The following is a 24,496-nucleotide window of genomic DNA, read 5'->3' as shown; positions in this document are numbered from 1 at the left end:
CGAGACTATGGCAACCAACGCGGCAAAAAACGTATTTGTGTGGAACGGCGTCGATCGCAATGGACGCACCACGCAGGGTGAAATTACCGCCCAGAGTTCGGGGGTAGCCCGCGCCCAGTTGCGCACCCAGGGCATCAAGCCGAAAACGGTGAAGAAAAAAGCCAAGCCCCTGTTCGGTGGCAGCGGCAAGCCGATCAAGGCGGCGGACATTGCCATTTTCACCCGGCAACTCGCCACCATGATGAAGGCGGGTGTGCCACTCGTGCAGAGTTTCGATATTGTCGCGGAGGGCCTGGACAAGCCGCGCATGCGCGAACTGGTGGTCAGCATCAAGAACGATGTGGCCTCCGGCTCTGGCCTGGCCCCCTCCCTGGCCAAGTACCCACGGCAATTCGACGATCTCTTTTGCAGCCTGGTGGCCTCGGGTGAAGCCTCCGGTACGCTGGAAGTCATGCTGAGCCGGGTGGCGACCTACAAGGAAAAAACCGAGCAGCTCAAGGCCAAGATCAAGAAGGCCATGACCTACCCTACCGCCGTGGTGATCGTGGCCATTGTGGTGACGGCGATTCTGTTAATCAAGGTGGTGCCGCAGTTTGCCGACACGTTCCGCAGCTTCGGCTCGGATCTGCCAGCCTTCACGCTGATGGTTGTGGGCCTGTCGAACTTCATGCAGGAGTGGTGGTTTATCATCCTTATCGGCATGGTCGCCGCCGGATTCGGCTTCAAGGAAGCCAAACACCGCTCCGTGGCTTTTTCCGAGGCGCTGGACCGGGTCGCACTGCGGCTGCCTGTCGTCGGGGGCATCGTGCACGATGCGGTCGTCGCCCGTTTCTCGCGTACCCTCGCCACAACCTTTGCCGCGGGCGTGCCGCTGGTGGATGCCCTGAACTCCACAGCCGGTGCCGCCGGCAACTCGGTGTACAGCAAGGCGATTTTGCAGATCCGCGATGATGTCACCACCGGCACCACGCTCTACCAGGCCATCCGCGCCACCGGCCTGTTCCCCAACATGCTGCTGCAGATGGTTTCGATTGGCGAGGAATCCGGCGCTCTGGACGACATGCTGGACAAGGTTGCACAGCACTACGAGGAAGCGGTAGATAACGCGGTAGACAGTCTGAGCTCCCTGATGGAACCGATCATCATGTCTGTACTCGGCGTGCTGGTGGGCGGGCTCATGATCGCCATGTACCTGCCGATCTTTATGCTGGGTTCGGTCATCTGAGGACAACCCAAGGTGCTTGACGTCTTTCTTGAGCAGCCCGGGTGGCTCGCCACCTGCCTGCTGCTGTTCGGGCTGGTGGTCGGCAGCTTTCTCAATGTGGTGGTGTACCGGCTGCCCCTGATGATGCAGGCGCAATGGCGCCGGGATTGTTGCGAACTCCTGGAGCAGCCTGCACCCGAGGTCCCGCCCCTCAGCCTGGCCGTTCCCAACTCCCATTGCCCGCAATGCAAGGCGCCCGTGCGCCCCTGGCAGAATATACCCGTAGCCAGTTACCTCTTGCTCGGTGGCCGCTGCGCCCAGTGTCGTGTACGGATTTCCCCGCGCTACCCCATTGTGGAAGCGGTCACCGGGCTGACAACGCTGTGGCTGGGCCTGCACTATGGCCCAACGTTGCAGCTGGCCGGCGCCGTGTTGCTGACCTGGGCACTGATCAGCCTCACCCTGATCGACTTCGACACCCAGCTCCTGCCTGATGACATTACCCTGCCGCTGCTCTGGCTGGGCCTCGCATTCAACCTGTCGGGCACGTTCGTGCCCATCGCGGACGCGGTCCTCGGCGCCATGGCGGGCTACGGCATTCTGTGGAGCGTGTACTGGCTGTTCAAGCTGGCCACGGGCAAGGAAGGCATGGGCTATGGCGACTTCAAGTTGCTCGCGGCGCTGGGCGCCTGGCTCGGCTGGCAGGCCATGCCGCTGGTGGTTCTGCTCTCGTCGCTGGTGGGCGCACTGGTTGGCATTGCGCTCATTGTGGTGCAGCGCCGTGGGCGCGACATCCCCATGCCTTTTGGCCCTTATCTGGCCGCGGCCGGCTGGCTGGCGCTAATCTGGGGTGAACCCATTCTCGATGCCTGGCTCGGCGCCAACGGCCTGCCCGGCTAACGGCATGCAGACCAGGAAAGAGCCCATGCGCTTTATTGTAGGGATTACCGGCGGTATCGGCAGCGGCAAAACGGCGGTGACCGACCGCTTCGCGCGCCACGGCATTACCGTGGTTGATGCTGATATCGTGGCACGCATCGTGGTGGAGCCGGGCACGCCGGCACTGGCGGCGATCGCCGAGCGTTTCGGCGCCGGGCTGCTGCAGCCCGATGGCGGCCTGGACCGCGCCGCCCTGCGCCGCATCGTGTTCGCTGACCCCGCGCAGCGCGCATGGCTGGAGCAGCTGACGCACCCGCTCATCGGTGAGGAAATCCAGCGTCAGCTGGCCGCCTCACGCAGCCCCTATACCCTGCTCAGTTCACCCCTGCTGCTGGAGTCTGCCACGCAGCGCGCACTGACATCGCTGGTGGTGGTGGTGGATGTACCTGAAGCGGTACAACTCGCCCGCACCGTGCAGCGCGACAGCAATGATGCGGATCAGGTCAAGCGCATCATGGCGGCGCAGCTACCCCGGGCACAACGGCTGGCGCTGGCCGACATCGTGATTGATAACAGCGGCACGCTGGACGCGCTGGATGGGGTGGTGGCTGAGCTTCACAAGGAGTTTCTGCAGCGCGCGGAGGAAGCGCGCCAGGCCTGATGCTGCACGCCTGATATGTCAGTTTATGTGCTCAAGGACGCGTGTGCCAGATGCTGGCGCACGGCAGACACGATCGGTGCATTGGCTGCAGGAAACTCATAGCGCGACAATTCATCAGCGCTGACCCAACGCAGCGGTTGGCCCTCCAGTCCGCGCGCCTCACCCGCAAGCTCTGTGACCAGGTGTACATCCAGCAACACGGCCTTGTCACCATAGTTGAACGGTACCAACAGCAACGGCCGGGATGCCGCAAAACCAATGCCGAGCTCTTCGCGCAACTCACGCGCCAGAGCACGCTCTACCGATTCGCCGGGCTCTACCTTGCCGCCCGGGAACTCCCACAGCCCGCCCTGGTGCGCTGCACTGGCGCGACGGCTGATAAGAATATGACCTCGCTCGTCCAGCAGCACACCGACGGCGACATGCACTACCGCCATTCAGGTACGGTACTCCGCATTGATGCGCACGTAGTCGTAGGAGAAGTCGCTGGTCCAGACGGTGGCGGAGGCAGGCCCGCGCTGCAGTTCAATACGGATGGTGATGTCCTCTGCGGCCATGGCCGCGGCGCCCTGCTGCTCTGTATAGCTCGCCGCCCGGCAGCCCTGCTCGGCGATCAGCACATCATTCAGGTAGACAGCCACACGCGTCACATCAAGATCGTCCAGCCCCGCGCGGCCAATAGCGGCCAGCAAGCGGCCCCAGTTGGGGTCGGAGGCGAACAGGGCGGTTTTCACCAACGGCGAGTGGGCAATGGTAAAGGCCACATCAAGGCACTCCTGCTCATCGCCACCACCGTTAACCTGCACCGTGACAAACTTGCTGGCGCCCTCGCCGTCGCGCACCAGGCCCTGGGCGAGCGTCACGCAGGCGTCCTGCAGGGCATCCCGCAGCGCTGCATAGAGTGGCTCGTCGGTCGACTCCAGCAGGGTATTGCCAGCCGCACCGGTCGCCACCAGCATGCAGGCATCATTGGTGGAGGTGTCGCCGTCTACCGTTATCCGGTTGAAGGACATCTCCACCGCGTCTGCCAGCAGGATCTGTAGCAATGCAGGACTTACCGCCACATCGGTGGCCAGGTAGGCCAACATGGTGGCCATGTTGGGCCGCAGCATGCCGGCGCCCTTGGCCATACCCGTGACCACATGGCTGTGTCCGTTACAGCTGAAACGCACCGAGCACGCCTTGGGCCGGGTGTCGGTGGTCATGATACCGTGCGCCGCATCAAGCCAGCCGCCTTCACGCAGTTCGGCCAGCGCCTGTGGCAACACGTCCACAATTTTCTGCACCGGCAGCGGCTCACCGATCACGCCGGTGGAAAATGGCAGCACCGCTTCCGTGGGCACCCCGGTGAGCTCGGCAACGGCGCCGGCACAGCGTCGCGCGTCCGCCAGGCCGGGCTCGCCAGTGCCTGCATTGGCATTGCCGGTATTCACCAGCAGGTAGGCGGGCTGTTGCAAGCTGGCCGCGAGGTGTGACCTGGCCACCACGACCGGTGCCGCACAGAATGCGTTGCGGGTAAACACGCCGGCGACATGACTGCCAGGCGTCAACGCCATCAGCACAACATCCCTGCGCCCGGGCTTCTTGATGCCGGCCGACACCGTGGCCAGGCGCAAGCCCGCTACCGGCAGCAACTCTCCGAGATTTGCTTCACCCACCGCCATAGGCGTTTTCTCCCGCTACGCTGCCTGCGTTAATCAATGCGCCCGTGACATTGCTTGTACTTTTTCCCACTGCCGCAAGGGCAGGGTTCGTTGCGCCCCACCTTGGGTTGCTCACGGGTAAAGGTTTGCGGCGTTTCAGCGGCTGCCGGCTCGGCTGAAGCACTGGCCAGCGCCTCCTCCGCCATGGCGGATGCCGCAGCGTGCTGGAAGGCCAGCTTTTCGCGCTCCGCCGCTTCGCGCCGCCGCGCCTCAATCAACGCCGATTCATCCTGGTGCTGGATTTGCACATGGCTCAGGAACTTCACCACCTCGTACTTGAGGTTCTGCAGCAGCTGCTCAAACAGGGCGAAGGACTCCCGCTTGTATTCCTGCTTGGGATTCTTCTGAGCGTACGCGCGCAGGTGAATACCCTGGCGCAGGTGATCCATGGTCGCGAGGTGGTCCTTCCACAGGGTGTCGAGCACCTGCAGCATGATCTGCTTCTCGATCTTGCGCATGGGCGGGCCCACATCCGCACTCTTGGCGTCGTAGGCGGCCTGCACCGCAGCGATGATCTTTTCACGCAGCGCCTCTTCGTGAAGGCTGTCATCCTCGTCCAGCCAGGTCTGCACCGGCAGGGTCACGGCAAACTCCGCCTCCAGCTGGCGCTCGAGGCCGGGCACGTCCCACTGCTCCTCAACACTCATCGGCGGGATGTAACTCGAGATCGCCTCGTTCACCACATCCTCGCGAATGGCGGTGATGGTCTCGGCGATATCGGCTTCGCTGAGCAACTCATTGCGCTGCTGGTAGATGATCTGGCGCTGGTCGTTGGCGACATCGTCGTATTCCAGCAGTTGTTTGCGGATGTCGAAGTTGCGGCCTTCCACCTTGCGCTGCGCTTTCTCGATCGCGTTGGTGACCATGCGGTGCTCAATCGCTTCACCTTTCTCCATACCCAATTTCTGCATGAAGCCTTTCACCCGGTCAGAGGCGAAAATGCGCATGAGGTTGTCTTCCAGCGACAGGTAGAATCGCGACAGCCCGGGGTCACCCTGGCGGCCGGCGCGGCCACGCAGCTGGTTGTCGATGCGTCGCGATTCATGCCGCTCGGTGCCCAGAATGTGCAGGCCACCCGCCGCCAGCACGGCCTCATGACGCTCACGCCAGGCCGCCGTCAATTCGGCGCGCTGCGTCTCTGACACCTCGTCCAGCGCTTCAAGCTCTGCCTCAAGGCTACCACCCAGCACGATATCGGTACCGCGACCCGCCATGTTGGTGGCAATCGTCACCACGCCCGGCCGGCCCGCCTGTGCGATGATCTCCGCTTCCTGCTCGTGGTACTTGGCGTTCAACACCTTGTGCGGGATCTTCGCGGTGCGGAAGCGCTGGGACAGCTCCTCCGACGTCTCCACCGACGCGGTACCCACCAGCACGGGAGCCCCCTGCTCGATGCAATCCTTGACGTCGGTGACGATGGCGTCGAACTTTTCTGCGCGCGTAAGGTAAACGAGGTCGTTCAGGTCCTTGCGTTGACGCGGCTTGTTGGTCGGAATCACCAGCACGTCCAGGCCGTAGATCTGGCGGAATTCAAATGCCTCGGTATCCGCTGTACCCGTCATGCCGGCCAGCTTCTTGTATAGACGGAAGTAATTCTGGAAGGTGGTTGAGGCCAGGGTCTGGCTCTCGTTCTGGATGCGCACGCCTTCCTTGGCCTCGATGGCCTGATGCAGGCCTTCGGACAGTCTGCGACCGGCCATGGTACGCCCGGTGTGCTCGTCGATCAGCACCACCTGGTCGCCTTGCACAATGTACTCGACATCGCGGTGGAACAAGGCATGCGCGCGCAGCCCCGAATACACGTGATGTAACAGGTTGAGGTTGGTGGCGGCATACAGGCTGTCGCCTTCCTGCAACAGCCCCTCGCCGGTCAGCAGCTCCTCCACGTACTCGTGCCCAGCCTCGGTCAGTTCGATTTGGCGCTGCTTCTCATCGACCGTGAAATGACCCTCCTCCCCTTCCATGTCGCGTTTGAGCTGGGGAATGAGCTTGTTGATGCGCTGATAGAGCACCGAGCTGTCTTCGGAGGCGCCGGAAATTACCAGCGGCGTCCGCGCCTCATCAATCAGGATGGAGTCCACTTCGTCGACAATGGCAAAGCTCAAGCCACCCTGCAGTTTGTCCTCGAGGCGAAAGGCCATGTTGTCGCGCAAATAGTCGAAGCCGAATTCGTTGTTGGTGCCGTGGATGATGTCCGCGTGGTAGGCCTCGCGCTTCTGTTCCTGGCTCTGGCCGGAGCGTATCACGCCAACGGATACGCCGAGGAAACGGTACAGCGGTGCCATCCATTGTGCATCGCGCCCTGCGAGGTAGTCGTTGACGGTAATCAGGTGCACACTGTTACCGGACAGCGCGTTGAGATAGGCCGGCAGCGTGGCCACGAGTGTCTTGCCCTCGCCGGTGCCCATTTCCGCAATCTTGCCCTCGTGCAGGGCCATGCCACCGATCAGCTGAACATCAAAGTGGCGCATGCCCAGAGTGCGCTGGCTGGCCTCCCGGGCCACGGCAAACGCTTCCGGCAGGATCTTGTCCAGGGTGGCACCGTCCGCCAGCCGTTGGCGAAACTCCGCAGTCTTCGCCGCCAGCGCCGCATCGTCCAGTGCCTGCATGCTTTCTTCCAGTGCATTGATCTGGCGAACGATCTTGCCCATGCGTTTCAGCTCCCGGTCATTGCGGGTGCCGAAGATCTTCTTCATCGTAGTCGTAATCATTAGGGAATCACTGCGTTAGACATCAGGGCATCACCCACCCGGCTCAGCACCCGGCGGGAAACAAATTCAGCGGTGGTGGAGATTCAGCGTCGGGTGCGATGCACGTAGCTGGAGGGGTCGACCGGGCGGCCGTGTTTGTAGACCTCGAAGTGCACGTGCGGGCCCGTAGCGCGGCCACTGGAGCCCATGAGGGCGACAGCCTGGCCTTTGCGCACCAGATCGCCAGGCTCAACCAGGTTGGATTGATTGTGTGCGTAGCGCGTGAGCAGACCATCGCCGTGGGAGACTTCGACCATCATGCCGTAGCCGTTGCTGTCGTTGCCGGCAAAGGTCACGACGCCACCGGCTACGGCGATCACATTGGAGCCGGCCTTGCCCGCATAGTCGATGCCGTAATGCGCGGAGCGCTTGCCGGAAAAGGGGTCGGTGCGCACGCCAAAGCCGGAAGACACCCAGCCTTTCTCCACTGGCCGACCAGACACCCAGGCTTCGTCGTCCAGCTTGCGGTGGGTCAGCAGCGACTCGAGTATCTCCAGCTGTTGTTCGCGTTCAGTGAGACGCTCGGCAAAATGTTGCAGCTCGCCGGTCAGGTCGGGCGCCAGATATTCCACACTGAAGTCTGCGGCCAGAGGACCACCCACAGCGGGTGGCTGGCTGAAATCGAACTCACCGTCCTGCAGGTCGGCCATGACGGTGAGGTGCTCGCCCAGCGCGTCGAGGCGTGTCATGCGCGCCTGCAGCTCGGCAAGGCTCAGGGTCATGGCCTGCAGCTTGCGCTCGGCCTCTAACCGAAGCCCTTCGAGTTCAGTGGATTGGGTGGCAAGTTCGTCTTGCAGGCTGTCCAGGGAGTTGTCGCGTACATCGCGCGCCTGCGTCTCCTGGCCCACAAAGTACCCGAGCGCAACCATGCCCAGCGGCAGCCCCAAACAGCACAGGGACAGCAGGGCACGGGACCAGCGACCCAACTCCAGAGAGCGGGACCCGCCGTGCTTGCGGCTTATCAGAATGACTTTCATTGGCAACCGGTTGCAATGAACTGACACACGAGTGTGCCATAGTCACGGGAATATTACCAATGACAATTTGCGCGTGAGCCACCGGCAGACGTCGCACAGTGCCCCGCTGCCATGTCCCTGCTGGCGGGCCGGCTATCAGGCCGCCGCAGGACTCAATGAGAAGGAAATCGGCGCCGTCGCTTCATCGTCGAAAGTCACCATCTCCCAGGCATCCGGCTGGGCGATCAGGGCGCGCAGGGAGGCATTATTGAGTGCGTGACCGGACTTGTGCGCCCGATACTCGCCGATGACGCTGTAGCCGAGCAGGTACACGTCGCCGATGGCGTCGAGGATCTTGTGTTTCACGAATTCATCATCGTAGCGCAAGCCGTCCTGATTCAGGATGCGGTATTCATCCACCACGATCGCGTTGTCCACGCTGCCGCCACGAGCCAGGCCCTGAGAGCGCAGGTACTCGATTTCGTGCATGAACCCGAAGGTGCGCGCGCGGCTGACTTCCTTGACAAAGGAGGTGCTGGAGAAATCGATTTCCGCATGCGGCGAGCGCTCGCGGAACACCGGGTGATCGAACTCGATGGAAAACGAGACCTTGAAGCCATCAAAGGGGAGAAAGCTGGCTGTCTTGTCCCCGTCTTCCACCGTGACCGGACGCTTGATACGGATGAATTTCTTCGCCGCCGGCTGTTCCTCGATCCCCGCAGACTGGATGAGGAATACAAACGGACCCGCACTGCCATCCATGATAGGCACTTCCGACGCACTGACATCGACAAAGGCGTTATCGATACCCAACCCCGCCATGGCTGACATCAGGTGCTCGACCGTCGATACCTTCTCGCCATTGGCGATCAGCGTCGTTGACAGCGTGGTTTCCCGCACATTTTCCGCCCGGGCCGGAATTTCCACCACCGGGTCGAGATCCACCCGGCGGAATACAATCCCGGCGTCCACTGGCGCGGGCGAGAGGGTGAGATACACCTTTTCGCCCGTGTGCAAGCCAACACCTGTTGCCTTGATGGCGTTGCGTAATGTGCGCTGTCGAATCATGCCTTCACCCATCTCCTCTGCCCCGAACCCGCCGAGGCAGCCGATCGGTGTGTAGATCCTGCCTCGCTAGTCCGCCTGGCGCCGCAAAAATGCGGGGATGTCAAAATAATCGTCGCTCGCCATCGCCGCGGCCTCGCCACCGGCAGACATGGCGCGACGCATCTTGGTCGGCCGCTCCAGATCGCGGTAATCGGGCTCTTCATCCGCCGCTGCAACCGCCGCGCGTGGAGCCGAATTCACCACCTGCAGCGGTGCCGCTCGCGCCACCTCGCTGCCCAGACCCGTCGCCACAACCGTCACTTTAAGCTCGTCGGTCATGTTCGGATCAATCACGGTGCCGACCACTACTGTGGCGTCATCCGACGCAAATTCCTCGATCGTGTCGCCAACTTCGGAAAATTCACCGAGCGACAAATCCAGGCCTGCTGTAATATTCACCAGGATACCGCGCGCCCCGCGCAGATCGATATCGTCCAGCAGCGGGCTGTTGATGGCGCGTTCCGCTGCTTCTCTGGCCCGGTTTTCACCGCGGGCAGAGCCGGTACCCATCATCGCCATACCCATCTCGGACATGACTGTGCGCACATCGGCAAAATCCACGTTGATCATGCCGGGGCGGATAATCAGGTCAGCGATACCCTGAACTGCGCCCAACAATACATCATTCGCTTCTTTGAAGGCATCCAATAAACTGGTACTTTTTCCGAGCACTTCCAGCAACTTTTCGTTGGGAATGGTGATCAAGGAATCAACGTGTTGCTGCAGTTCCTGCACCCCGTCGAGTGCAATCGCCAGGCGCTTCTTGCCCTCGAACGGGAACGGACGGGTGACTACAGCAACCGTGAGGATACCCATCTCACGCGCCACCTCGGCCACAATCGGTGCGCCGCCCGTGCCCGTACCGCCGCCCATGCCGGCGGTGATGAACACCATGTCGGCTCCGCGCAGGGCATCGGCAATGCGCTCGCGGTCCTCAAGCGCTGCTGCGCGCCCGATTTCCGGGTTTGCGCCGGCACCGAGCCCCTTGGTGATGGCGCCGCCCAACTGCAGCACGGTCTTCGAACGGATGTCCGAGAGCGCCTGCGCGTCGGTATTGGCACAGATGAAATCCACACCTTCCACGGAGTTCTCGATCATGTGCTTGACCGCGTTGCCGCCGCCACCGCCAACACCAATGACCTTGATGACCGCGTTCTGTGGTACGTTGTCGATAAGTTCAAACATAGCGTTTCTCCCCTTTCCTTTATGTTGCCACGCCGTGGCGTGACGGTTTACCGCAAAAAATTCTAGAAATTGCTCTGGATCCAGTTGCGCAGACGGGCCACCAGGCCCTCGCCGTTGGCCGCGCTGCGCTGGGCACTGCCGGCGCGCTCGCCCGCCTGCTTCTGCCCGTACTGCAACAGGCCTACCCCGGTGGAGTAGATCGGGTTGCGCACAATGTCGTTCAAACCCTTCACCGACTGCGGGTAACCCACCCGCACCGGCATGTGAAATATCTCCTCGGCCAGCTCCACCACACCTTCCATCTTCGAGGTGCCACCGGTGAGCACGACACCGGCGCGAATGGCTTCTTCATAGCCACTGCGGCGCAGTTCGCCCTGGATCAGCGTAAACAGCTCGTCGTAACGTGGCTCCACCACCTCAGCCAGCGACTGCCGGGAGAGATCCCGCGGCGGGCGGTCGCCCACACTCGGCACCTTGATAGTTTCGTCCGGGCCGGCGAGCTGCGTGAGAGCGCAGGCATATTTGATCTTGATCTCTTCGGCGTGCTGCGTGGGCGTGCGCAGCGCGGTAGCAATATCGTTGGTGACCTGGTCACCGGCAATCGGGATAACGCCGGTGTGGCGGATGGACCCTTCTGTGAAGATGGCGATGTCTGTGGTACCCCCGCCTATGTCCACCAGGCACACGCCCAGCTCGCGCTCGTCTTCCGTCAGCACGGAATAGCTGGACGCCAGCTGCTCGAGAATGACCTCTTCCACTTCCAGGCCACAGCGCCGAATGCATTTCTCGATGTTCTGTGCCGCATTCACCGCACAGGTCACAAGGTGCACCTTGGCCTCGAGACGCACGCCAGACATGCCCAGGGGCTCCTTGACGCCTTCCTGGTTATCAATCACATATTCCTGGGGCAATATGTGCAGCACTTTCTGGTCGGCGGGAATAGCCACCGCCTGCGCCGCGTCCAGCACCCGCTCGAGGTCAGGCGGCTGTACCTCTCGATCACGAATTGCCACGATGCCGTGCGAGTTCAGGCTGCGGATATGACTGCCGGCGATGCCCACGTACACCGAGTGGATCTGGCAACCCGCCATCAGTTCCGCCTCTTCCACGGCGCGCTGGATGGACTGCACGGTTGACTCGATATTGACGATCACGCCCTTCTTCATGCCCTTGGACGGATGAGAGCCGATGCCCACGACCTCCAGCCCACCTTCGGCGCCGATCTCCCCCACCAGGGCCACCACCTTGGATGTGCCGATATCCAGCCCTACGATCATCCTTTTGTCCTGAACGCTGCCCATGGCAGTGACACTCCCCACTGAATTATTGTTCGACCACACTGGCCAGTTGCGCCGCTTCTGCTTCCGGCTCGCGAAACGCCACTGCCAGTCCGCTCTCGTAGCGCAGGTCCACCCGCTCCACTTCGCTCCAGCGCGCGGCGAGCTCGCGGTGGTAAACCGTTGCAAACCGCTCGAGACGATCGCCAAAATCCACGTTACCCAGAGCCAGTCGTGTGCCACTGTCCAGCTCGGCCGTCAGGTGCCCGCGATCATCGAGTGACAGGGCGTGCAGCACCAGCCCCATCGGTTGCAGCAGGTCACCCAGCTGCTGGTAGTTGACGATCAGCTCGCGCGCTGAGCCCGGCGGACCCTCGAGTCGCGGCAGCGCGTCTTCACCCGTCACGCGGGCAGACTGGAACACCTCACCCTCGTGATTCAAAAAACCCCCCTGCCCCCAACGGGCGATGGGCAACTGCTCCTGCACGCTGATCTCCAGGGTGCTGGGCCAGCGCCGGCGCACGCTGACCCGATAGATCCAGGGCAGGGCCTGCAGCCGGGCGCGCACCTCGTCCAGATTCGCGCTCAGGAACCCGCCCACCAGCGCGGGCTGGACCATGTCCTGCACCACCTCGGTCTGGGTGCGGTGCAGCGAACCGGTCACCGCGATGCGCTGCACCGGTATCTCCTGCAGGGCAATCCATCCACGCAGGCCGACCACACACACCACACCGGTAGCGAGCAGCACCAGCAGGCGGTTGACCCAGCCGTCGAGCAGCCGCAGGCCCGGCTGCACGCCCGGACGCGGCGCACGCGCGGGCCGCCGGCGTGTCGCCCCCGCTGAACTGCGGCGCCGTGTGGTCGCTGCCTTGCGCGGCTCAACCATGCGCGCGGCCCTCCCAGCTCAATTCGACAATGCGTTGCACCAGCGCTTCAATGGACATCCCCACCGCGCGCGCGGCCATCGGTACCAGGCTGTGCGAGGTCATGCCGGGAATGGTGTTGACTTCCAACACATAGAACCGTCCATCGCTGTCGCGCATCAGGTCCACGCGGCCCCACACAGAGCAGCCGAGGCTGCGGAATGCCGCCAGCGCCAGAGCGCCCGCTTCTGCTTCATCCGCGGCGTTCAGGCCACTGGGACAGTGATAGCGCGTTTCGTCCGACAGATACTTCGCCTCGTAGTCGTAGAACTCGCGATCGGTTTCCATGCGGATCGACGGCAGCGTCCTCTCACCGAGCACCGCCACGGTGTATTCCGGGCCCTGGATAAACTGCTCCGCCAGCACGGTGCCGCCAAACGCGGAGGCCTTCTGCCATGCCCTGGCGAGCGCCTCAGCCGAAGCGGCCGGCGCCATGCCAACGCTGGAACCTTCACAGGCCGGCTTGACAAATACCTTGCCGAAGCGCGCTATCACCGCCTCCCAATCGCTGTGTGCGTCGAGCATCACAAAGCCGCCAGTGCTAACGCCAACACCCTGCCAGAGCTGCTTGCTGCGCTGCTTGTCCATGGCCAGCGCAGAGCCCAACACGCCGGAGCCAGAATAGGGAATCTGCAAGGTTTCCAGGGCCCCCTGGATCACCCCGTCCTCACCACCCGGCCCGTGCAGGGCATTGAAGGCAAAGGTCACGTTATCCAGCTGTGTCACCCACCCGGGCACTGCAGGGTCTACTTCGCGTACCTCACAGCCCAGCGCACGCAGGGCAGTGACAATCGTCGCACCGCTCTGCAGCGATACATCGCGCTCGGCAGAGCGCCCACCCAGTAGAACCGCCACGGTGCCCGCACTTGCTTGCTGCCAGCTCATGCGCGCACCTCCGCCAGGTTACCCAGGGCCAGCAGGTCCTGAGCCAGCCGCGCGATGTTGCCAGCGCCCTGGGTGAGCACGACGTCACCGTCGCGAAGAATACCGCCAAGCACGTGCGCCACTTCCTCGATACTTTCCACAAATACGGGTTCTACCTGCCCGCGCTGGCGGATACTGCGGGTCAGGCTGCGGCTGTCCGCACCGGAGATGGGCTCTTCGCCCGCCGGGTAGACATCCAGCAACAGCAGCGCATCACAGCGCGAGAGCACCGCGACAAAATCCTCATACAGATCGCGCGTACGCGAATAGCGGTGTGGCTGGTAAACCATGACCACGCGACGCTCTGGCCAGGCTTGGCGCGCGGACTCCAGCGTGGCGCGCACTTCAGTGGGGTGATGACCGTAATCATCCACCAGCAACACGCTGCCCTGCGCAATCTGCAGGTCGCCGAGCACGCTGAAGCGGCGCCCAACGCCGGCGAAGCCTGCCAGCCCGCGCTGGATGGCCGCATCATCCACGCCTTCATCGCAGGCCACGGCGATCGCCGCGGTCGCGTTCTGCACATTGTGCTCGCCGGGCATATTCAGCTGCACTGGCAGCGGCGGCAAATCACCGGGACGCAACACGGTAAATTCAGTGGTCAGGCCCAGCTTGCGCACGTTGGTAATGCGGTAGTCCGCCGCGTCGTCAAAACCATAAGTCAGGAACTGGCGCGACAGATCCGGCAGCATCCCGGCGACCACGGGGTCATCGATGCACATGACTGCCAGGCCGTAGAAAGGCAGGTTGTGCAGAAACTCCAAGAAGGTACCGCGCAGGGTCGCAAAATCACCGCCATAGGTTTCCATGTGGTCGGCTTCAATATTTGTGACCACGGTGACCATGGGCTGCAGGTGCAGGAACGAGGCATCGCTTTCGTCGGCCTCTGCCACCAGGAAACGGCTGGCGCCCAACTGGGCGTTGCTACCGGCGGAGTTCACCAGGCCGCCAATAACGAAGGTCGGATCCAGCCCCGCTTCGGCAAACACCGCTGCGATCAGGCTGGTGGTGGTGGTTTTACCGTGCGTGCCCGCCACCGCGATACCGTGGCGGTAACGCATGAGCTCGGCGAGCATCTCGGCGCGCGGCACCACCGGTACGCGTGCACCGCGCGCGGCCACCACTTCCGGGTTGTCCGCACGCACGGCGCTGGAACTGACCACCACATCGGCATCGCGCACGTGCTCAGCCGCGTGTCCGATAAACACCTCGATACCCAGCTGCTGCAACCGCGCGGTCACCGAACTGGGACGCAGGTCAGAGCCGGACACCTGATACCCCAGGTTAACCAGCACTTCGGCAATGCCGCTCATCCCCGTACCGCCGACACCGATCATGTGGATCCTGCGGATACGACGCATTTCAGGCACCGCATAGGCGCTGCGTTCAGTCATGGCGAATCAGCTCCTCACACAGGTCGGCGACTTGCGCCGTCGCGTGCGGCTGCGCGGCGGCCGAGGCTGCTGCCGCCATCGCCGCGAGACGCTTGGGGTTGGTGATGTAGCCAGCCAATGTGGCGGCGACATCTTTGGCGGAGAGCTCTGCCTGGCGCAGCATCAGCGCCGCGCCGCGATCGGACAGCGCGCGCGCGTTGGCAGTCTGGTGGTCGTCGATGGCATGAGGCAGTGGAATCAGCAGCGAGGGGCGCCCCATGATCGCGAGCTCGGCCACGGTCAGTGCCCCGGCACGGCAAATCACCACATCAGCCCAGGCATAAGCTGCCGCCATATCTTCAATAAAGGCGCTGACTTCGACGCGCTCGTCGAGTTGCACAGCATACTCGGCGCGCAGGGTTTCCACGTGCGCCTGCCCGGACTGGTGCCACACTCGCACGGCATCATCACCCAGCCGCTTGCGCACATGTCGCAACACTTCGGGCATCAGGTTGTTCAGCGGCTGCGCACCCAGACTGCCACCCAGCACCAACACCTGCAGCGGACGCTGCCCGTGGTAATCCCACAACTGTTGGTCTGCCGCTTGCAACAGCGCCCCACGCACCGGGTTACCCACCACTGCCACCGCCCGCTCACGCGGGAAGGCCGTGGGGAAACCGGCAGCCACCCGGCTGGCCAGGGGCGCCAGCAGGCGGTTGGTGGTGCCGGCCACCGCATTCTGCTCGTGGATCAGCAGGGGTTTGCGCAACAGCCAGGCCGCCAGCCCCGCGGGCCCCGCCACATAGCCGCCCAGGCCCACAACACAGGCCGGCGCAAGCCGCCACACCAGATACACCGCCCGCAGGCAGGACCAAAGCAGCAGAATTACGCCGAGTGCCGTTGCCGCGACATTCTTGCCGCGCACACCGCGCACGGGCAGCAGGTGCAACGGATAACCCGCCGCGGGCACAACCCGCGCCTCAAGTCCGCGCGCCGTGCCCGTCCAGGCGATCCGGTAGCCGCGCTCGCGCAGGGTGTCGGCAACGGCGAGTGCCGGATACACATGGCCTCCGGTACCACCGGCCATAATCAACACAAGAGGTGCCTCACTCATGAGCGACCTCCTTTGCCGGCGGCGCGGGGCGCGGCTGCGGGCAACTCGTTGCCGACCCGCAGAACCAGCGCCAGCATGCAGCAGCAGATAATGAGGCTGGTGCCGCCATAACTGACAAACGGCAGGGTGAGCCCCTTGGTGGGCAGCAAGCCGGCGCTCATGCCCATGTTCACGAAAGCCTGACCGGAAAACACCAGCGCCACGCCGTAGCACACATAGGCGCCAAACAACTGGCCCGCGATCTCCGCCTGCCGCGCAATCCAAAGGATGCGGGCAATGAGTGCCGTAAACAGCAGAATGACGGCGAGTGCTCCCACGAAACCGGTTTCCTCGGCCCAGATGGAAAACACAAAGTCCGTGTGCGCTTCCGGCAGATAAAACAGTTTCTGCACACTGTTACCGAGGCCGACACCCAGCCATTCACCGCGCCCAAAAGCGATCAGGGACTGAATGAGCTGAAAACCGCTGCCAAACGGGTCCGCCCACGGGTCAGTGAACGAGGTCAGCCGCTGCATGCGATAGGGCGCGGCAAAGACCAGGGCACCGACCACCACCGGGCTCAGCAGCACAATCGACAGGAAATGCGTGATTTTCATGCCGGCGAGGAACAGCATGCCAAACGATGTCGCCACCACAATCACCGTGGCGCCGAAATCCGGCTCGGCAAGCAGCAGCAACGCCACCAGCGCCAGTACCCCCATGGGCTTGAAGAAGCCACTCCACTGCTCGCGCACCTCACGCGCCTGGCGCACCAGATACCCCGCCATGTAGATCACGACCGTAAGTTTGGCGAACTCGGATGGCTGAAAGGTAAACGGGCCCAGCGGCAACCAGCGCTGTGCACCCTTCACTTCCTTGCCGATGCCGGGCAGCAGTACCAGCACCAGAAACGCCAGCCCGACCAGCAACCACATCCAGCCTGTTCTCAGCCAGAAACTGGACGGAAAGCGGTAGACCACGGCCGCGGCCACCACGGCAAGCACAATGTAAACGAGGTGGCGTCGGGTCAATTGCCAGGCGTCCTGGTAATGCCAGTCCGCGTATTCCACCGACGCCGAACCAATCGCCACAAGGCCAACCAGCAACAGTGACAGCGCGAGCAGAAACAGGGTCGGGTCCAGCGCGAAGGTCACGGGTTGTGTGAGCCTCATGCCTCACCTCCCCGGTTCAGGCCTTTTACTGCGGCCGCAAACGCGTCTCCGCGGGCCGGATAGCCGCTGAACATATCGAAGCTGGCACAGGCGGGTGAAAGCAATACCACATCACCCGGCTCGGCGCAGTCAGAGGCCAGGCGCACGGCACCTGCCATGTCCTGTGCTCGCTGCACCGGCAGCAGATCACCCACGGCGCGCGCGATCTCATCGGCCGCCTCCCCGATCAGGATTAATGCCTTGGCGGTTGACTGCAGAGCCTGTCGCAGGGGCCGGAAGTCCTGGCCCTTGCCCACACCGCCTGCGATCAGCACCACCTGGGCGCCCTCGCCAAAGCCACGCAGCGCCGCCGCGGTCGCGCCCACATTGGTACCCTTGGAGTCATTCACGAAGCGCACCCCGGCGTGTTCTGCCACCAACTGGCACCGATGTGGCAGGCCCCCGAAGGAACGCGCTGCCGACAGCATCGCGGGCATGGGTAAACCGGCGGCGTGGCCCAGCGCAAGCGCGGCGAGGACGTTGGCGACGTTGTGGCGTCCCGGCATACCCAGCTCGTTCACCGCCAACAGGGCATCAAAGCCCAGGCACAACATCTCTTGCCCGTCCATGACGCGCAAACCAAAACCGTGCAGCTCGGGCTCTTTCATGCGCCAGCTGGAGACTGCCGTCTCCGCGCCAACCAGCGGCAGCGTCAGCGGGTCGTCGCGATTGACAACGGCGTGTGCACAACCCCGGAAAATACGATGCTTGGCCTGGTGGTAGTGCTGCAAACTGCCGTGACGATCCAGGTGATCTGCCGAGACATTGAGCACCGTGGCCACGGCGAGCCCAAGGCTGCCCGCGCGCTCCAGCTGGAAGCTCGACAGCTCGAGCACGTAGAGCTCGCACTCCGCTGCCAGCAGATCCAGAGCCGGCACACCGAGATTCCCGCCCACGCCGACGTTCAGGCCTGCCTCTGCAGCCATGGCACCGAGCAGTGCCGTCACGGTGGATTTGGCGTTAGAGCCGGTAATGCCCACCACGGGCGCACTGGCTGCGCGCATGAACAGGTCGATATCGCCACTTACCTGCGCGCCGGCCGCGAGCGCGCGCGTTACCACCGGGTGATCCAGAGCGATGCCGGGGCTGACCACCCAGTCGCCACCCTGCTCTATCACCGCGTCGGGGATCGCTCCGGCAAACACGGGCACCTCGGGCATTTCACGCTGCAAAACAGCCAGCTCGGGCGGATTGTCGCGAGTATCAATCACCACGAATCGCCGACCGTTGCGGTACAGGAAGCGTGCACAAGACAAGCCTGTCGCGCCGAGGCCGAAAACCACCTCGTCGCCGCTGCTTGCTATAAGCCCCTGTGTCATCGCTCCGCTCTCTCCTTGCCTAGCGCAGTTTCAACGTCGCCAGCCCGAACAGGACCAGCATGACTGTGATAATCCAGAACCGAACGATGACGCGCGGTTCAGGCCAGCCCTTGAGTTCAAAGTGGTGGTGTATGGGCGCCATGCGGAAAATCCGCCGACCGGTCAACTTGAACGAAGCCACCTGCAGAATCACGGAGACGGTCTCCAGCACGAAGATGCCACCCATGATGAAGAACACGATTTCGTGGCGGGTGATAACAGCCACGGTACCCAACGCCGCACCCAGTGCCAGGGCACCCACATCGCCCATGAACACCTGTGCGGGATAGGTGTTGAACCAGAGAAAGCCGAGGCCTGAACCGGCAATGGCACCGCAGAATACGGCCAGCTCACCGCTGCCTGCGACATAGGGAATATGCAGGTAGTCGGCGAAGTTCACGTTGCCGGTGAGGTAGGCAATGATCCCCAGCGCTGACCCCACCATCACAGTGGGCAGAATCGCCAGGCCATCCAGCCCGTCGGTCAGGTTGACCGCGTTGCTCGCCCCCACAATGACGAAATAGGTGAGCAGGATGAACAGCGGGCCCATACTCCAGGCGAAATCCTTGAAGAAGGGGATGTACAGCTCGGTGGTCACCGGTGTATCGAAAGCAAGATAGAGATACAGGGCCGCCGCAAGGCCGGCCAGCGATTGCCAGAAATACTTCCAGCGTGCGGGCAGGCCGCGCGAATCACGCGCGACCACCTTGCGGTAGTCATCCACCCAGCCGACCGCACCGAATACCGCCGTTACGCCCAGCGCCACCCAGATATACGGATTGCGCAGATCCGCCCACAGCAGGCTGCTGATACCGATGGCGACCAGAATGAGGGCACCGCCCATGGTCGGGGTGCCGGATTTACTGAGGTGTGACTGCGGCCCGTCACTGCGCACGGACTGCCCGACCTGATAGAAGTTGAGCCGCCGGATCATGGCAGGGCCCACCAACAGGGAAATGGCCAGCGCTGTGCCGGCCGCCAGGATGCTGCGCAGCGTGAGGTACTGGAAGACCTGGAAGCCGCCGGCAAAGTGGGTCAGGTATTCGGCCAAAAATAACAGCATGTCAGTTCCCCGTCTCGCGCAAGGTAGCCAGCAGGTGCTCCATGGCAACGCCGCGAGAACCCTTGATCAGTACTGTATCTTCGGCACCGAGGTCCGCGCGCAGCGCCGCAGCCACCTCGTCGCAATCGGCAAACCATTCACCACCGAACTTCTCCACCGCACCCCGCAGATCAGACCCCACGGCATAGCGGCGCTCGATACCCCGCTCCCCGGCATAAGCCCACACGTCTCGATGCAGCTGCTCGCTGCCTTCCCCCAGCTCCAGCATCGCACCGAGCACCAACGTGCGACGTCCGGGGCAACCGGCAAGCACATCGATAGCCACACGCACGGACCCCGGGTTGGCGTTGTAGGTATCGTCGATCAAAACCGAGCCACCCAGACCGGCGACCCGTGTGCCGCGCCCCGCCGTGGGTTCGACACTGGCGAGCGCCGCAGTGATATCGGCGAGACTGAGCTCACAGGCCAGGCCCACGGCAACGGCAGCGAGCGCGTTGGACACGTTGTGCCGACCGGGCAGCTGCAGGCGCACCGGTGCTTCCCCAGACGGCGTTGTGACGACAAAGGTCATGCCCGCCGCACCGCGTGGCTGTATGCTGTGGGCGCTGATTGCCGCAGCCTGCTCCAGGCCATAGTCGAGCACCGTGGCGCCTGCGGCGCGGCTGCGCCAGCGCGCCGCCCAGGGCTGATCCGCGTTGACAACCGCGACACCCGCACCCTCCAGGCCCGCGTAGATTTCACCCTTGGCGGACGCGACGCCCTCCAGGCTACCGAAGCCCTCGAGGTGCGCAGGCATGGCATTGAGCAGCACGGCGATGTTCGGGCGCGCCAGCTCGCACAACCAGGCCACATCACCCTCGCGACAAGCGCCCATCTCAATCACCGCAAAAGCGTGCTCAGGCGTCAGGCGCAACAGCGTCAAAGGCACGCCAATTTCGTTGTTGAAGTTGCCCTCGGTTGCCAGTACCGGGCCGCGGCGCGACAACACGGCTGCAATCAGGTTCTTGGCGGTTGTCTTACCGGCACTGCCGGTAATCGCCACTACCGGTGCCTTGAACAACCCGCGGTTGAAAGCACCCAGGTGCCCCAGCGCGCGCTGCGTGTCGGTCACCCGCAACAGCGCCAGCGGCGTATCCACCTCACGATTGACGACTGCGGCGACGGCGCCGGCACTCGCAACGTTTGCCAGAAAGTCGTGGCCATCGAAGTGCTCGCCCTGAAGCGCAACGAACAAATCGCCCGCTACCACCTTGCGGCTATCGGTGGTGACACCGCTTACTGTGAGGTCGCCGCCGCGCAGACGCGCCTGCAAGGGCTCGCACAACTCACCGAGATGGAAGTCGCGCATCATGACGCTGCCCTCCGCTGCAGGGCCCGTGCCGCGCAGTCCACATCGCTGAAAGCACAGCGCTGATCACCGATGATCTGGTAGGTTTCGTGCCCTTTGCCGGCGATCAGCACGCAATCCCCCGGCTGCGCCTGATCGATGGCCAGGTTGATGGCTGCTGCCCGATCCGCTTCCACCAGCGCCACCCCCTGGCAGCCCCGCTGGATGTCGTCGAGGATCGCCTGCGGATCTTCGCTGCGCGGGTTATCGGAAGTCAGGATCACGGCATCCGCCGCCGCACAGGCCACGCGCCCCATAACCGCACGCTTGGCGGGATCGCGGTCGCCGCCACAGCCGAACACTACCAGCAACCGACCCGCAACCTGCGGCCGCAGGGCCTGCAGCGCCTTCTCCAGCGCATCGGGCGTATGGGCATAGTCCACAACCACCTGCACACCCAGGGTATTCGCCACGCTCTGCATGCGCCCCGGCACGGGCTGCAAGCGTGCTACCGCTGCCAGCACCGACGGCAAATCGCCGCCGAGCAATACCGCGCAGCTCAGCGCTGCCAGCGCGTTGGACAGGTTGAAGTCACCGGGCAGGGGCAGCGACAGGGTCGCCTCGCCCCAGGGGGTTTGCAGTTGGGCGCGGGCGCCACCGGGGAAAAACTCCGCTTCCACAACACGCACATCTGCCGGCTCACCGCGACTGGAAAACGTCAGCGACTCGACGTCAGCCGGCAGGCCAGCCCGCATCTGCACGCTGTAGGGGTCATCGGCATTGACCACCGCAAAGCGCAGGCCACGCTGGGAAAAAAGCTGCTGCTTGCTGCGCGCGTAAGCCGCCATGTTGCCGTGGTAATCGAGATGGTCGTGCGAGAGATTGGTGAACACGGCAACGTCAAACTGCATACCCTGCACGCGCCCCTGATCCAGCGCGTGGGATGACACCTCCATACATACGGCATCCACACCCTCGTCACGCCAGGCTGCGAGCTGCTGCTGCAGCGCGATAGCATCCGGCGTGGTGTTGCGGGCTTCGGTTGCGCTGTCATCCAGCACGGCGCCCAGCGTACCGATAACGCCACACCGGTAGCCCGCGGCGCGCAGCAACTGCGCCAGCAGCCGGCTGGTGGTGGTTTTACCGTTAGTGCCGGTAACCCCCACCGTGATCATCGCCGCGCTGGGATCGCCATACAGGCGAGCGGCGATTTCCCCTGCCGCCTGCGCCAGCTCTGCCTGCTCCAGCAACGGCACATGCAGTGCATCGACAAAGCCGGCTACCGGTGGCTCTGCCACTACGGCGACAGCACCCTGCGCCACTGCCTGCTCGATAAACTGGCGTCCATCATGTGACGCGCCAGGCAAGGCCAGGAACAGATCGCCGGGACCTACGCGGCGGCTGTCCAGCTGCACGCCGGTCACCTGAACATCTGTCCAGGCCGCGGCCCGGGCACCGAGCAGATCAGACAGCGGCATGCGCGGCCGGGAACTTGCGAGTGCGTTCATCCCGACACCCCCGCGCCCTGCGCCGCGAGTGCCAGCGCGGCGTCGTGCTCGTCCGGCGGCAAATTCAGCAAACGCAATGTACCCTGCGCGACGCGCGAGAACACCGGCGCGGCCACTGCGCCACCGCCGGTCGCTTCACCCTGGGGTTCATTGATCACCACCACGGTGACAAAACGTGGATCCGCAATCGGCGCGATGCCGGCAAAGAAAGCGATATGCTTGTTGTCCTGGTAGCCGCCGGGGCCCACCTTGCGCACGGTGCCGGTTTTACCGCCCACCGCGTAACCGGGCACCTGGGCGCGCCGTGCGGTGCCGTGCTCTTCGGTCACCCGCTGCAGCACCTTGCGCACTTCGCGTGCGATGTCGGCTTCCACCACGCGTATTCCGACGGGCGCTGTTTCATTCGCCGCAAGCAGGGACACCGGTGGCATCACCCCGTCGTTGGCGAACGAGGCGTAGGCGTGCGCGAGCTGCAGTGGTGTCGCGGTGAGGCCATAGCCAAAGGCCAGGGTCACTTTTTCGATATCGCTCCAGCGGCGCCGGTTGGGTAACTGGCCGGCACTTTCGCCCGGGAAACCCGTGCCCAGCGCAGCACCAAAACCAAAACGGCGAAACACGTCCTGTATCGGCTCATGGCCAATGTCGAGGGCGATCTTGGTGACACCCACCTGGCTGGACTTCTCGATCACGCGCGAAACGGAAATCTCGCCGTAGTTGCGTGGATCCGGCAGCGTCTTGCGACCCACGCGAATCCACCCGGGTGAGGTGTCGATCATGCTTTCGGAGGAGTACCGGCCGCTCTCCAGCGCTGCAACCAGCGTGAAGGTTTTCATGGTAGAGCCGGGCTCGAACATGTCTGTCACCGCGCGGTTGCGGGTCTGATCCGGACTGATGCCGCGGCGGCCATTGGGGTTGTACACCGGGTGATTGACCATGGCCAGCACTTCGCCGGTATGACTGTCGAGGGTGACGATGCTGCCGGAGGTGGCGCCGGTGAGCGCCATGGCGCGTTGCAGCTCCTGGTGATGCAGGTACTGCAGGCGCAGGTCGATGCTCAATCGCAGGTCCTTGCCGGACCGTGCAGGTTCGAGCACACCGATGTCGCGCACAACATCACCGCGCAGATCCTTGATGTACTGCTTCTTGCCGGGCGTACCCTTGAGCCAGTCGTCATAGGCCAACTCCAGCCCGGCGATGCCGCGCCCATCGAGATTGGTGAAGCCCACCAGATGGCCCGCCACTTCTCCCGCCGGGTAATAGCGCTGGTATTCACGACGCCCGGATACGCCGGGCAGCTTGAGCGCAAGGACTTCACGTGCGGCTGCCGGCACCATATGGCGGCGCAGATACATGAACGAACGGCCCGTGAAGCGGTCCAGACGCGCCTGCAGGTCCGCAAGGGGCATGTCCAGCGCTGTGGCCAGCGGTGAGAGATCGTCTACTGCGGTGAGCAAGCGGGGATCGGCCGCCAGCGAAATCACGGGGGTACTCACGGCGAGGGGTTCACCGCGACGATCTGCAATCACGCCCCGATAGGCGGGGATTTCCGCGTTGCGCATGGCCCGGCTCTCGCCCTGGTCCTGCAGGAAACTGCGCCCGTGCTCGACATCCAGAACCTGCAGCGACAGCACGCGCCCCACCAGCAATGCAAGCATGGCCAGCAATGCGATAGCCACCAGGTAAAAGCGCCAGGGCGCTACGGCAGCGAGGCGCGACCGACTCATGGACGCACCACCTTGAGGCTTTCCAGCGCCGGGGCCTGCATCTGCAATTCGCGAGTGGCCACGCGTTCAACACGATAGTGCGATGCCCAGGTGCTCTGCTCCAGCAGCAGGCGCCCGTAATCTTCCTGCAGGTACCACTGATCCGCCTCCAGCTGCTGCAAGACGGCATAGAGCTGACGGCAGCCATGTGAGCTGTGAATAACACCAAACGCAGAACCCAGCACCAGCGCCAGCAGGGTGCCAAACAGCGCGAGGGAGTGCAGGCTCATG

General features: G+C 63.6%; 21 protein-coding genes. 3 read left to right on the top strand and 18 right to left on the bottom strand.

From position 1 onward, the window contains the following. Positions 1-7 precede the first annotated feature (7 nt). From EGJ68_RS06900 to coaE, 3 genes are read left to right on the top strand one after another with little or no spacing between them, the layout of a single operon-like run. Positions 8-1,225, top strand: a complete 1,218-nt coding sequence (locus EGJ68_RS06900; RefSeq protein ID WP_123033715.1) for a type II secretion system F family protein — start codon at positions 8-10, stop codon at positions 1,223-1,225. A gap of 12 nt (positions 1,226-1,237) precedes the next feature. Continuing rightward, complete coding sequence (locus EGJ68_RS06895) at positions 1,238-2,104, top strand: prepilin peptidase (protein WP_123033714.1); 867 nt, start codon at positions 1,238-1,240, stop codon at positions 2,102-2,104. Positions 2,105-2,129: 25 nt separating this feature from the next. After that, on the top strand, positions 2,130-2,744 hold the full coding sequence (coaE, locus tag EGJ68_RS06890) for a dephospho-CoA kinase (protein ID WP_123033713.1): 615 nt from the start codon (positions 2,130-2,132) through the stop codon (positions 2,742-2,744). 23 nt (positions 2,745-2,767) lie between these two features. Here coaE and mutT read toward each other — a convergent pair whose 3' ends face one another. The 18 genes from mutT to ftsL form a co-directional block, all read right to left on the bottom strand. Continuing rightward, entirely contained in the window at positions 2,768-3,181 is a 414-nt protein-coding gene (gene mutT / locus EGJ68_RS06885) for an 8-oxo-dGTP diphosphatase MutT (RefSeq protein WP_123033712.1), read from the bottom strand. Continuing rightward, on the bottom strand, positions 3,182-4,408 hold the full coding sequence (gene argJ / locus EGJ68_RS06880; RefSeq protein ID WP_123033711.1) for a bifunctional glutamate N-acetyltransferase/amino-acid acetyltransferase ArgJ: 1,227 nt from the start codon (positions 4,406-4,408) through the stop codon (positions 3,182-3,184). A 29-nt stretch (positions 4,409-4,437) separates the two neighbouring features. Beyond that, positions 4,438-7,158, bottom strand: a complete 2,721-nt coding sequence (gene secA / locus EGJ68_RS06875) for a preprotein translocase subunit SecA (RefSeq protein WP_123033710.1) — start codon at positions 7,156-7,158, stop codon at positions 4,438-4,440. An 83-nt stretch (positions 7,159-7,241) separates the two neighbouring features. Next, complete coding sequence (locus tag EGJ68_RS06870) at positions 7,242-8,174, bottom strand: M23 family metallopeptidase (protein WP_123033709.1); 933 nt, start codon at positions 8,172-8,174, stop codon at positions 7,242-7,244. A 135-nt stretch (positions 8,175-8,309) separates the two neighbouring features. After that, entirely contained in the window at positions 8,310-9,221 is a 912-nt protein-coding gene (gene lpxC, locus EGJ68_RS06865) for a UDP-3-O-acyl-N-acetylglucosamine deacetylase (protein WP_123034095.1), read from the bottom strand. Between the two features lie 66 nt (positions 9,222-9,287). Continuing rightward, on the bottom strand, positions 9,288-10,445 hold the full coding sequence (ftsZ, locus tag EGJ68_RS06860; RefSeq protein ID WP_027950724.1) for a cell division protein FtsZ: 1,158 nt from the start codon (positions 10,443-10,445) through the stop codon (positions 9,288-9,290). Between the two features lie 62 nt (positions 10,446-10,507). Next, a complete protein-coding gene (gene ftsA / locus EGJ68_RS06855) occupies positions 10,508-11,746 on the bottom strand; it encodes a cell division protein FtsA (RefSeq protein WP_123033708.1) in 1,239 nt (412 codons plus the stop codon). 22 nt (positions 11,747-11,768) lie between these two features. Continuing rightward, complete coding sequence (locus EGJ68_RS06850; protein ID WP_123033707.1) at positions 11,769-12,608, bottom strand: cell division protein FtsQ/DivIB; 840 nt, start codon at positions 12,606-12,608, stop codon at positions 11,769-11,771. Then, entirely contained in the window at positions 12,601-13,530 is a 930-nt protein-coding gene (locus EGJ68_RS06845) for a D-alanine--D-alanine ligase (protein WP_123033706.1), read from the bottom strand. The genes EGJ68_RS06850 and EGJ68_RS06845 overlap by 8 nt, the downstream gene beginning before the upstream one ends. Next, a complete protein-coding gene (gene murC, locus EGJ68_RS06840) occupies positions 13,527-14,963 on the bottom strand; it encodes a UDP-N-acetylmuramate--L-alanine ligase (RefSeq protein ID WP_123033705.1) in 1,437 nt (478 codons plus the stop codon). Before murC ends, EGJ68_RS06845 begins: the two co-directional genes overlap by 4 nt. Then, positions 14,956-16,056, bottom strand: a complete 1,101-nt coding sequence (gene murG / locus EGJ68_RS06835) for an undecaprenyldiphospho-muramoylpentapeptide beta-N-acetylglucosaminyltransferase (protein ID WP_123033704.1) — start codon at positions 16,054-16,056, stop codon at positions 14,956-14,958. Before murG ends, murC begins: the two co-directional genes overlap by 8 nt. Further along, entirely contained in the window at positions 16,053-17,207 is a 1,155-nt protein-coding gene (gene ftsW / locus EGJ68_RS06830; RefSeq protein WP_123033703.1) for a putative lipid II flippase FtsW, read from the bottom strand. The genes murG and ftsW overlap by 4 nt, the downstream gene beginning before the upstream one ends. Beyond that, a complete protein-coding gene (gene murD, locus EGJ68_RS06825; protein ID WP_123033702.1) occupies positions 17,204-18,565 on the bottom strand; it encodes a UDP-N-acetylmuramoyl-L-alanine--D-glutamate ligase in 1,362 nt (453 codons plus the stop codon). Before murD ends, ftsW begins: the two co-directional genes overlap by 4 nt. A 19-nt stretch (positions 18,566-18,584) precedes the next feature. Beyond that, complete coding sequence (gene mraY / locus EGJ68_RS06820; RefSeq protein WP_123033701.1) at positions 18,585-19,667, bottom strand: phospho-N-acetylmuramoyl-pentapeptide-transferase; 1,083 nt, start codon at positions 19,665-19,667, stop codon at positions 18,585-18,587. Position 19,668: 1 nt separating this feature from the next. After that, positions 19,669-21,018 (bottom strand): UDP-N-acetylmuramoyl-tripeptide--D-alanyl-D-alanine ligase, encoded by a 1,350-nt coding sequence (locus EGJ68_RS06815; protein ID WP_123033700.1) that lies wholly within the window; start codon positions 21,016-21,018, stop codon positions 19,669-19,671. Further along, positions 21,015-22,502 carry a UDP-N-acetylmuramoyl-L-alanyl-D-glutamate--2,6-diaminopimelate ligase gene (locus tag EGJ68_RS06810; protein ID WP_199227942.1) on the bottom strand — a complete coding sequence of 496 codons (1,488 nt, stop codon included), beginning with the start codon at positions 22,500-22,502 and terminating at the stop codon, positions 21,015-21,017. The genes EGJ68_RS06815 and EGJ68_RS06810 overlap by 4 nt, the downstream gene beginning before the upstream one ends. Continuing rightward, positions 22,499-24,226: a peptidoglycan D,D-transpeptidase FtsI family protein gene (locus tag EGJ68_RS06805; RefSeq protein WP_123033699.1), complete on the bottom strand. Its 1,728-nt coding sequence runs from the start codon at positions 24,224-24,226 to the stop codon at positions 22,499-22,501. The genes EGJ68_RS06810 and EGJ68_RS06805 overlap by 4 nt, the downstream gene beginning before the upstream one ends. Further along, entirely contained in the window at positions 24,223-24,495 is a 273-nt protein-coding gene (ftsL, locus tag EGJ68_RS06800) for a cell division protein FtsL (RefSeq protein WP_123034093.1), read from the bottom strand. Before ftsL ends, EGJ68_RS06805 begins: the two co-directional genes overlap by 4 nt. Between the last annotated feature and the right edge of the window lies 1 nt (position 24,496).

It is taken from the genome of Haliea alexandrii (assembly GCF_003719295.1).
Lineage (GTDB): Bacteria > Pseudomonadota > Gammaproteobacteria > Pseudomonadales > Halieaceae > Haliea > Haliea alexandrii.
The sequence above is the reverse complement of the archived record's forward strand: the minus strand, read 5'-3'. Positions and strand labels throughout refer to the sequence as shown.

What these genes read in the sequence shown, in the direction of transcription:
- mutT (WP_123033712.1), bottom strand. Translation starts at nt 3,181, where the DNA reads ATGGCGGTAGTGCATGTCGCCGTCGGTGTGCTGCTGGACGAGCGAGGT.
- secA (WP_123033710.1), bottom strand. Translation starts at nt 7,158, where the DNA reads ATGATTACGACTACGATGAAGAAGATCTTCGGCACCCGCAATGACCGG.
- ftsZ (WP_027950724.1), bottom strand. Translation starts at nt 10,445, where the DNA reads ATGTTTGAACTTATCGACAACGTACCACAGAACGCGGTCATCAAGGTC.
- murC (WP_123033705.1), bottom strand. Translation starts at nt 14,963, where the DNA reads ATGACTGAACGCAGCGCCTATGCGGTGCCTGAAATGCGTCGTATCCGC.
- mraY (WP_123033701.1), bottom strand. Translation starts at nt 19,667, where the DNA reads ATGCTGTTATTTTTGGCCGAATACCTGACCCACTTTGCCGGCGGCTTC.
- EGJ68_RS06900 (WP_123033715.1), top strand. Translation starts at nt 8, where the DNA reads ATGGCAACCAACGCGGCAAAAAACGTATTTGTGTGGAACGGCGTCGAT.
- EGJ68_RS06810 (WP_199227942.1), bottom strand. Translation starts at nt 22,502, where the DNA reads ATGAACGCACTCGCAAGTTCCCGGCCGCGCATGCCGCTGTCTGATCTG.
- argJ (WP_123033711.1), bottom strand. Translation starts at nt 4,408, where the DNA reads ATGGCGGTGGGTGAAGCAAATCTCGGAGAGTTGCTGCCGGTAGCGGGC.
- murD (WP_123033702.1), bottom strand. Translation starts at nt 18,565, where the DNA reads ATGACACAGGGGCTTATAGCAAGCAGCGGCGACGAGGTGGTTTTCGGC.
- coaE (WP_123033713.1), top strand. Translation starts at nt 2,130, where the DNA reads ATGCGCTTTATTGTAGGGATTACCGGCGGTATCGGCAGCGGCAAAACG.
- EGJ68_RS06815 (WP_123033700.1), bottom strand. Translation starts at nt 21,018, where the DNA reads ATGATGCGCGACTTCCATCTCGGTGAGTTGTGCGAGCCCTTGCAGGCG.
- EGJ68_RS06850 (WP_123033707.1), bottom strand. Translation starts at nt 12,608, where the DNA reads ATGGTTGAGCCGCGCAAGGCAGCGACCACACGGCGCCGCAGTTCAGCG.
- ftsA (WP_123033708.1), bottom strand. Translation starts at nt 11,746, where the DNA reads ATGGGCAGCGTTCAGGACAAAAGGATGATCGTAGGGCTGGATATCGGC.
- ftsW (WP_123033703.1), bottom strand. Translation starts at nt 17,207, where the DNA reads ATGAGGCTCACACAACCCGTGACCTTCGCGCTGGACCCGACCCTGTTT.
- EGJ68_RS06805 (WP_123033699.1), bottom strand. Translation starts at nt 24,226, where the DNA reads ATGAGTCGGTCGCGCCTCGCTGCCGTAGCGCCCTGGCGCTTTTACCTG.
- EGJ68_RS06870 (WP_123033709.1), bottom strand. Translation starts at nt 8,174, where the DNA reads ATGAAAGTCATTCTGATAAGCCGCAAGCACGGCGGGTCCCGCTCTCTG.
- EGJ68_RS06845 (WP_123033706.1), bottom strand. Translation starts at nt 13,530, where the DNA reads ATGAGCTGGCAGCAAGCAAGTGCGGGCACCGTGGCGGTTCTACTGGGT.
- murG (WP_123033704.1), bottom strand. Translation starts at nt 16,056, where the DNA reads ATGAGTGAGGCACCTCTTGTGTTGATTATGGCCGGTGGTACCGGAGGC.
- lpxC (WP_123034095.1), bottom strand. Translation starts at nt 9,221, where the DNA reads ATGATTCGACAGCGCACATTACGCAACGCCATCAAGGCAACAGGTGTT.
- ftsL (WP_123034093.1), bottom strand. Translation starts at nt 24,495, where the DNA reads ATGAGCCTGCACTCCCTCGCGCTGTTTGGCACCCTGCTGGCGCTGGTG.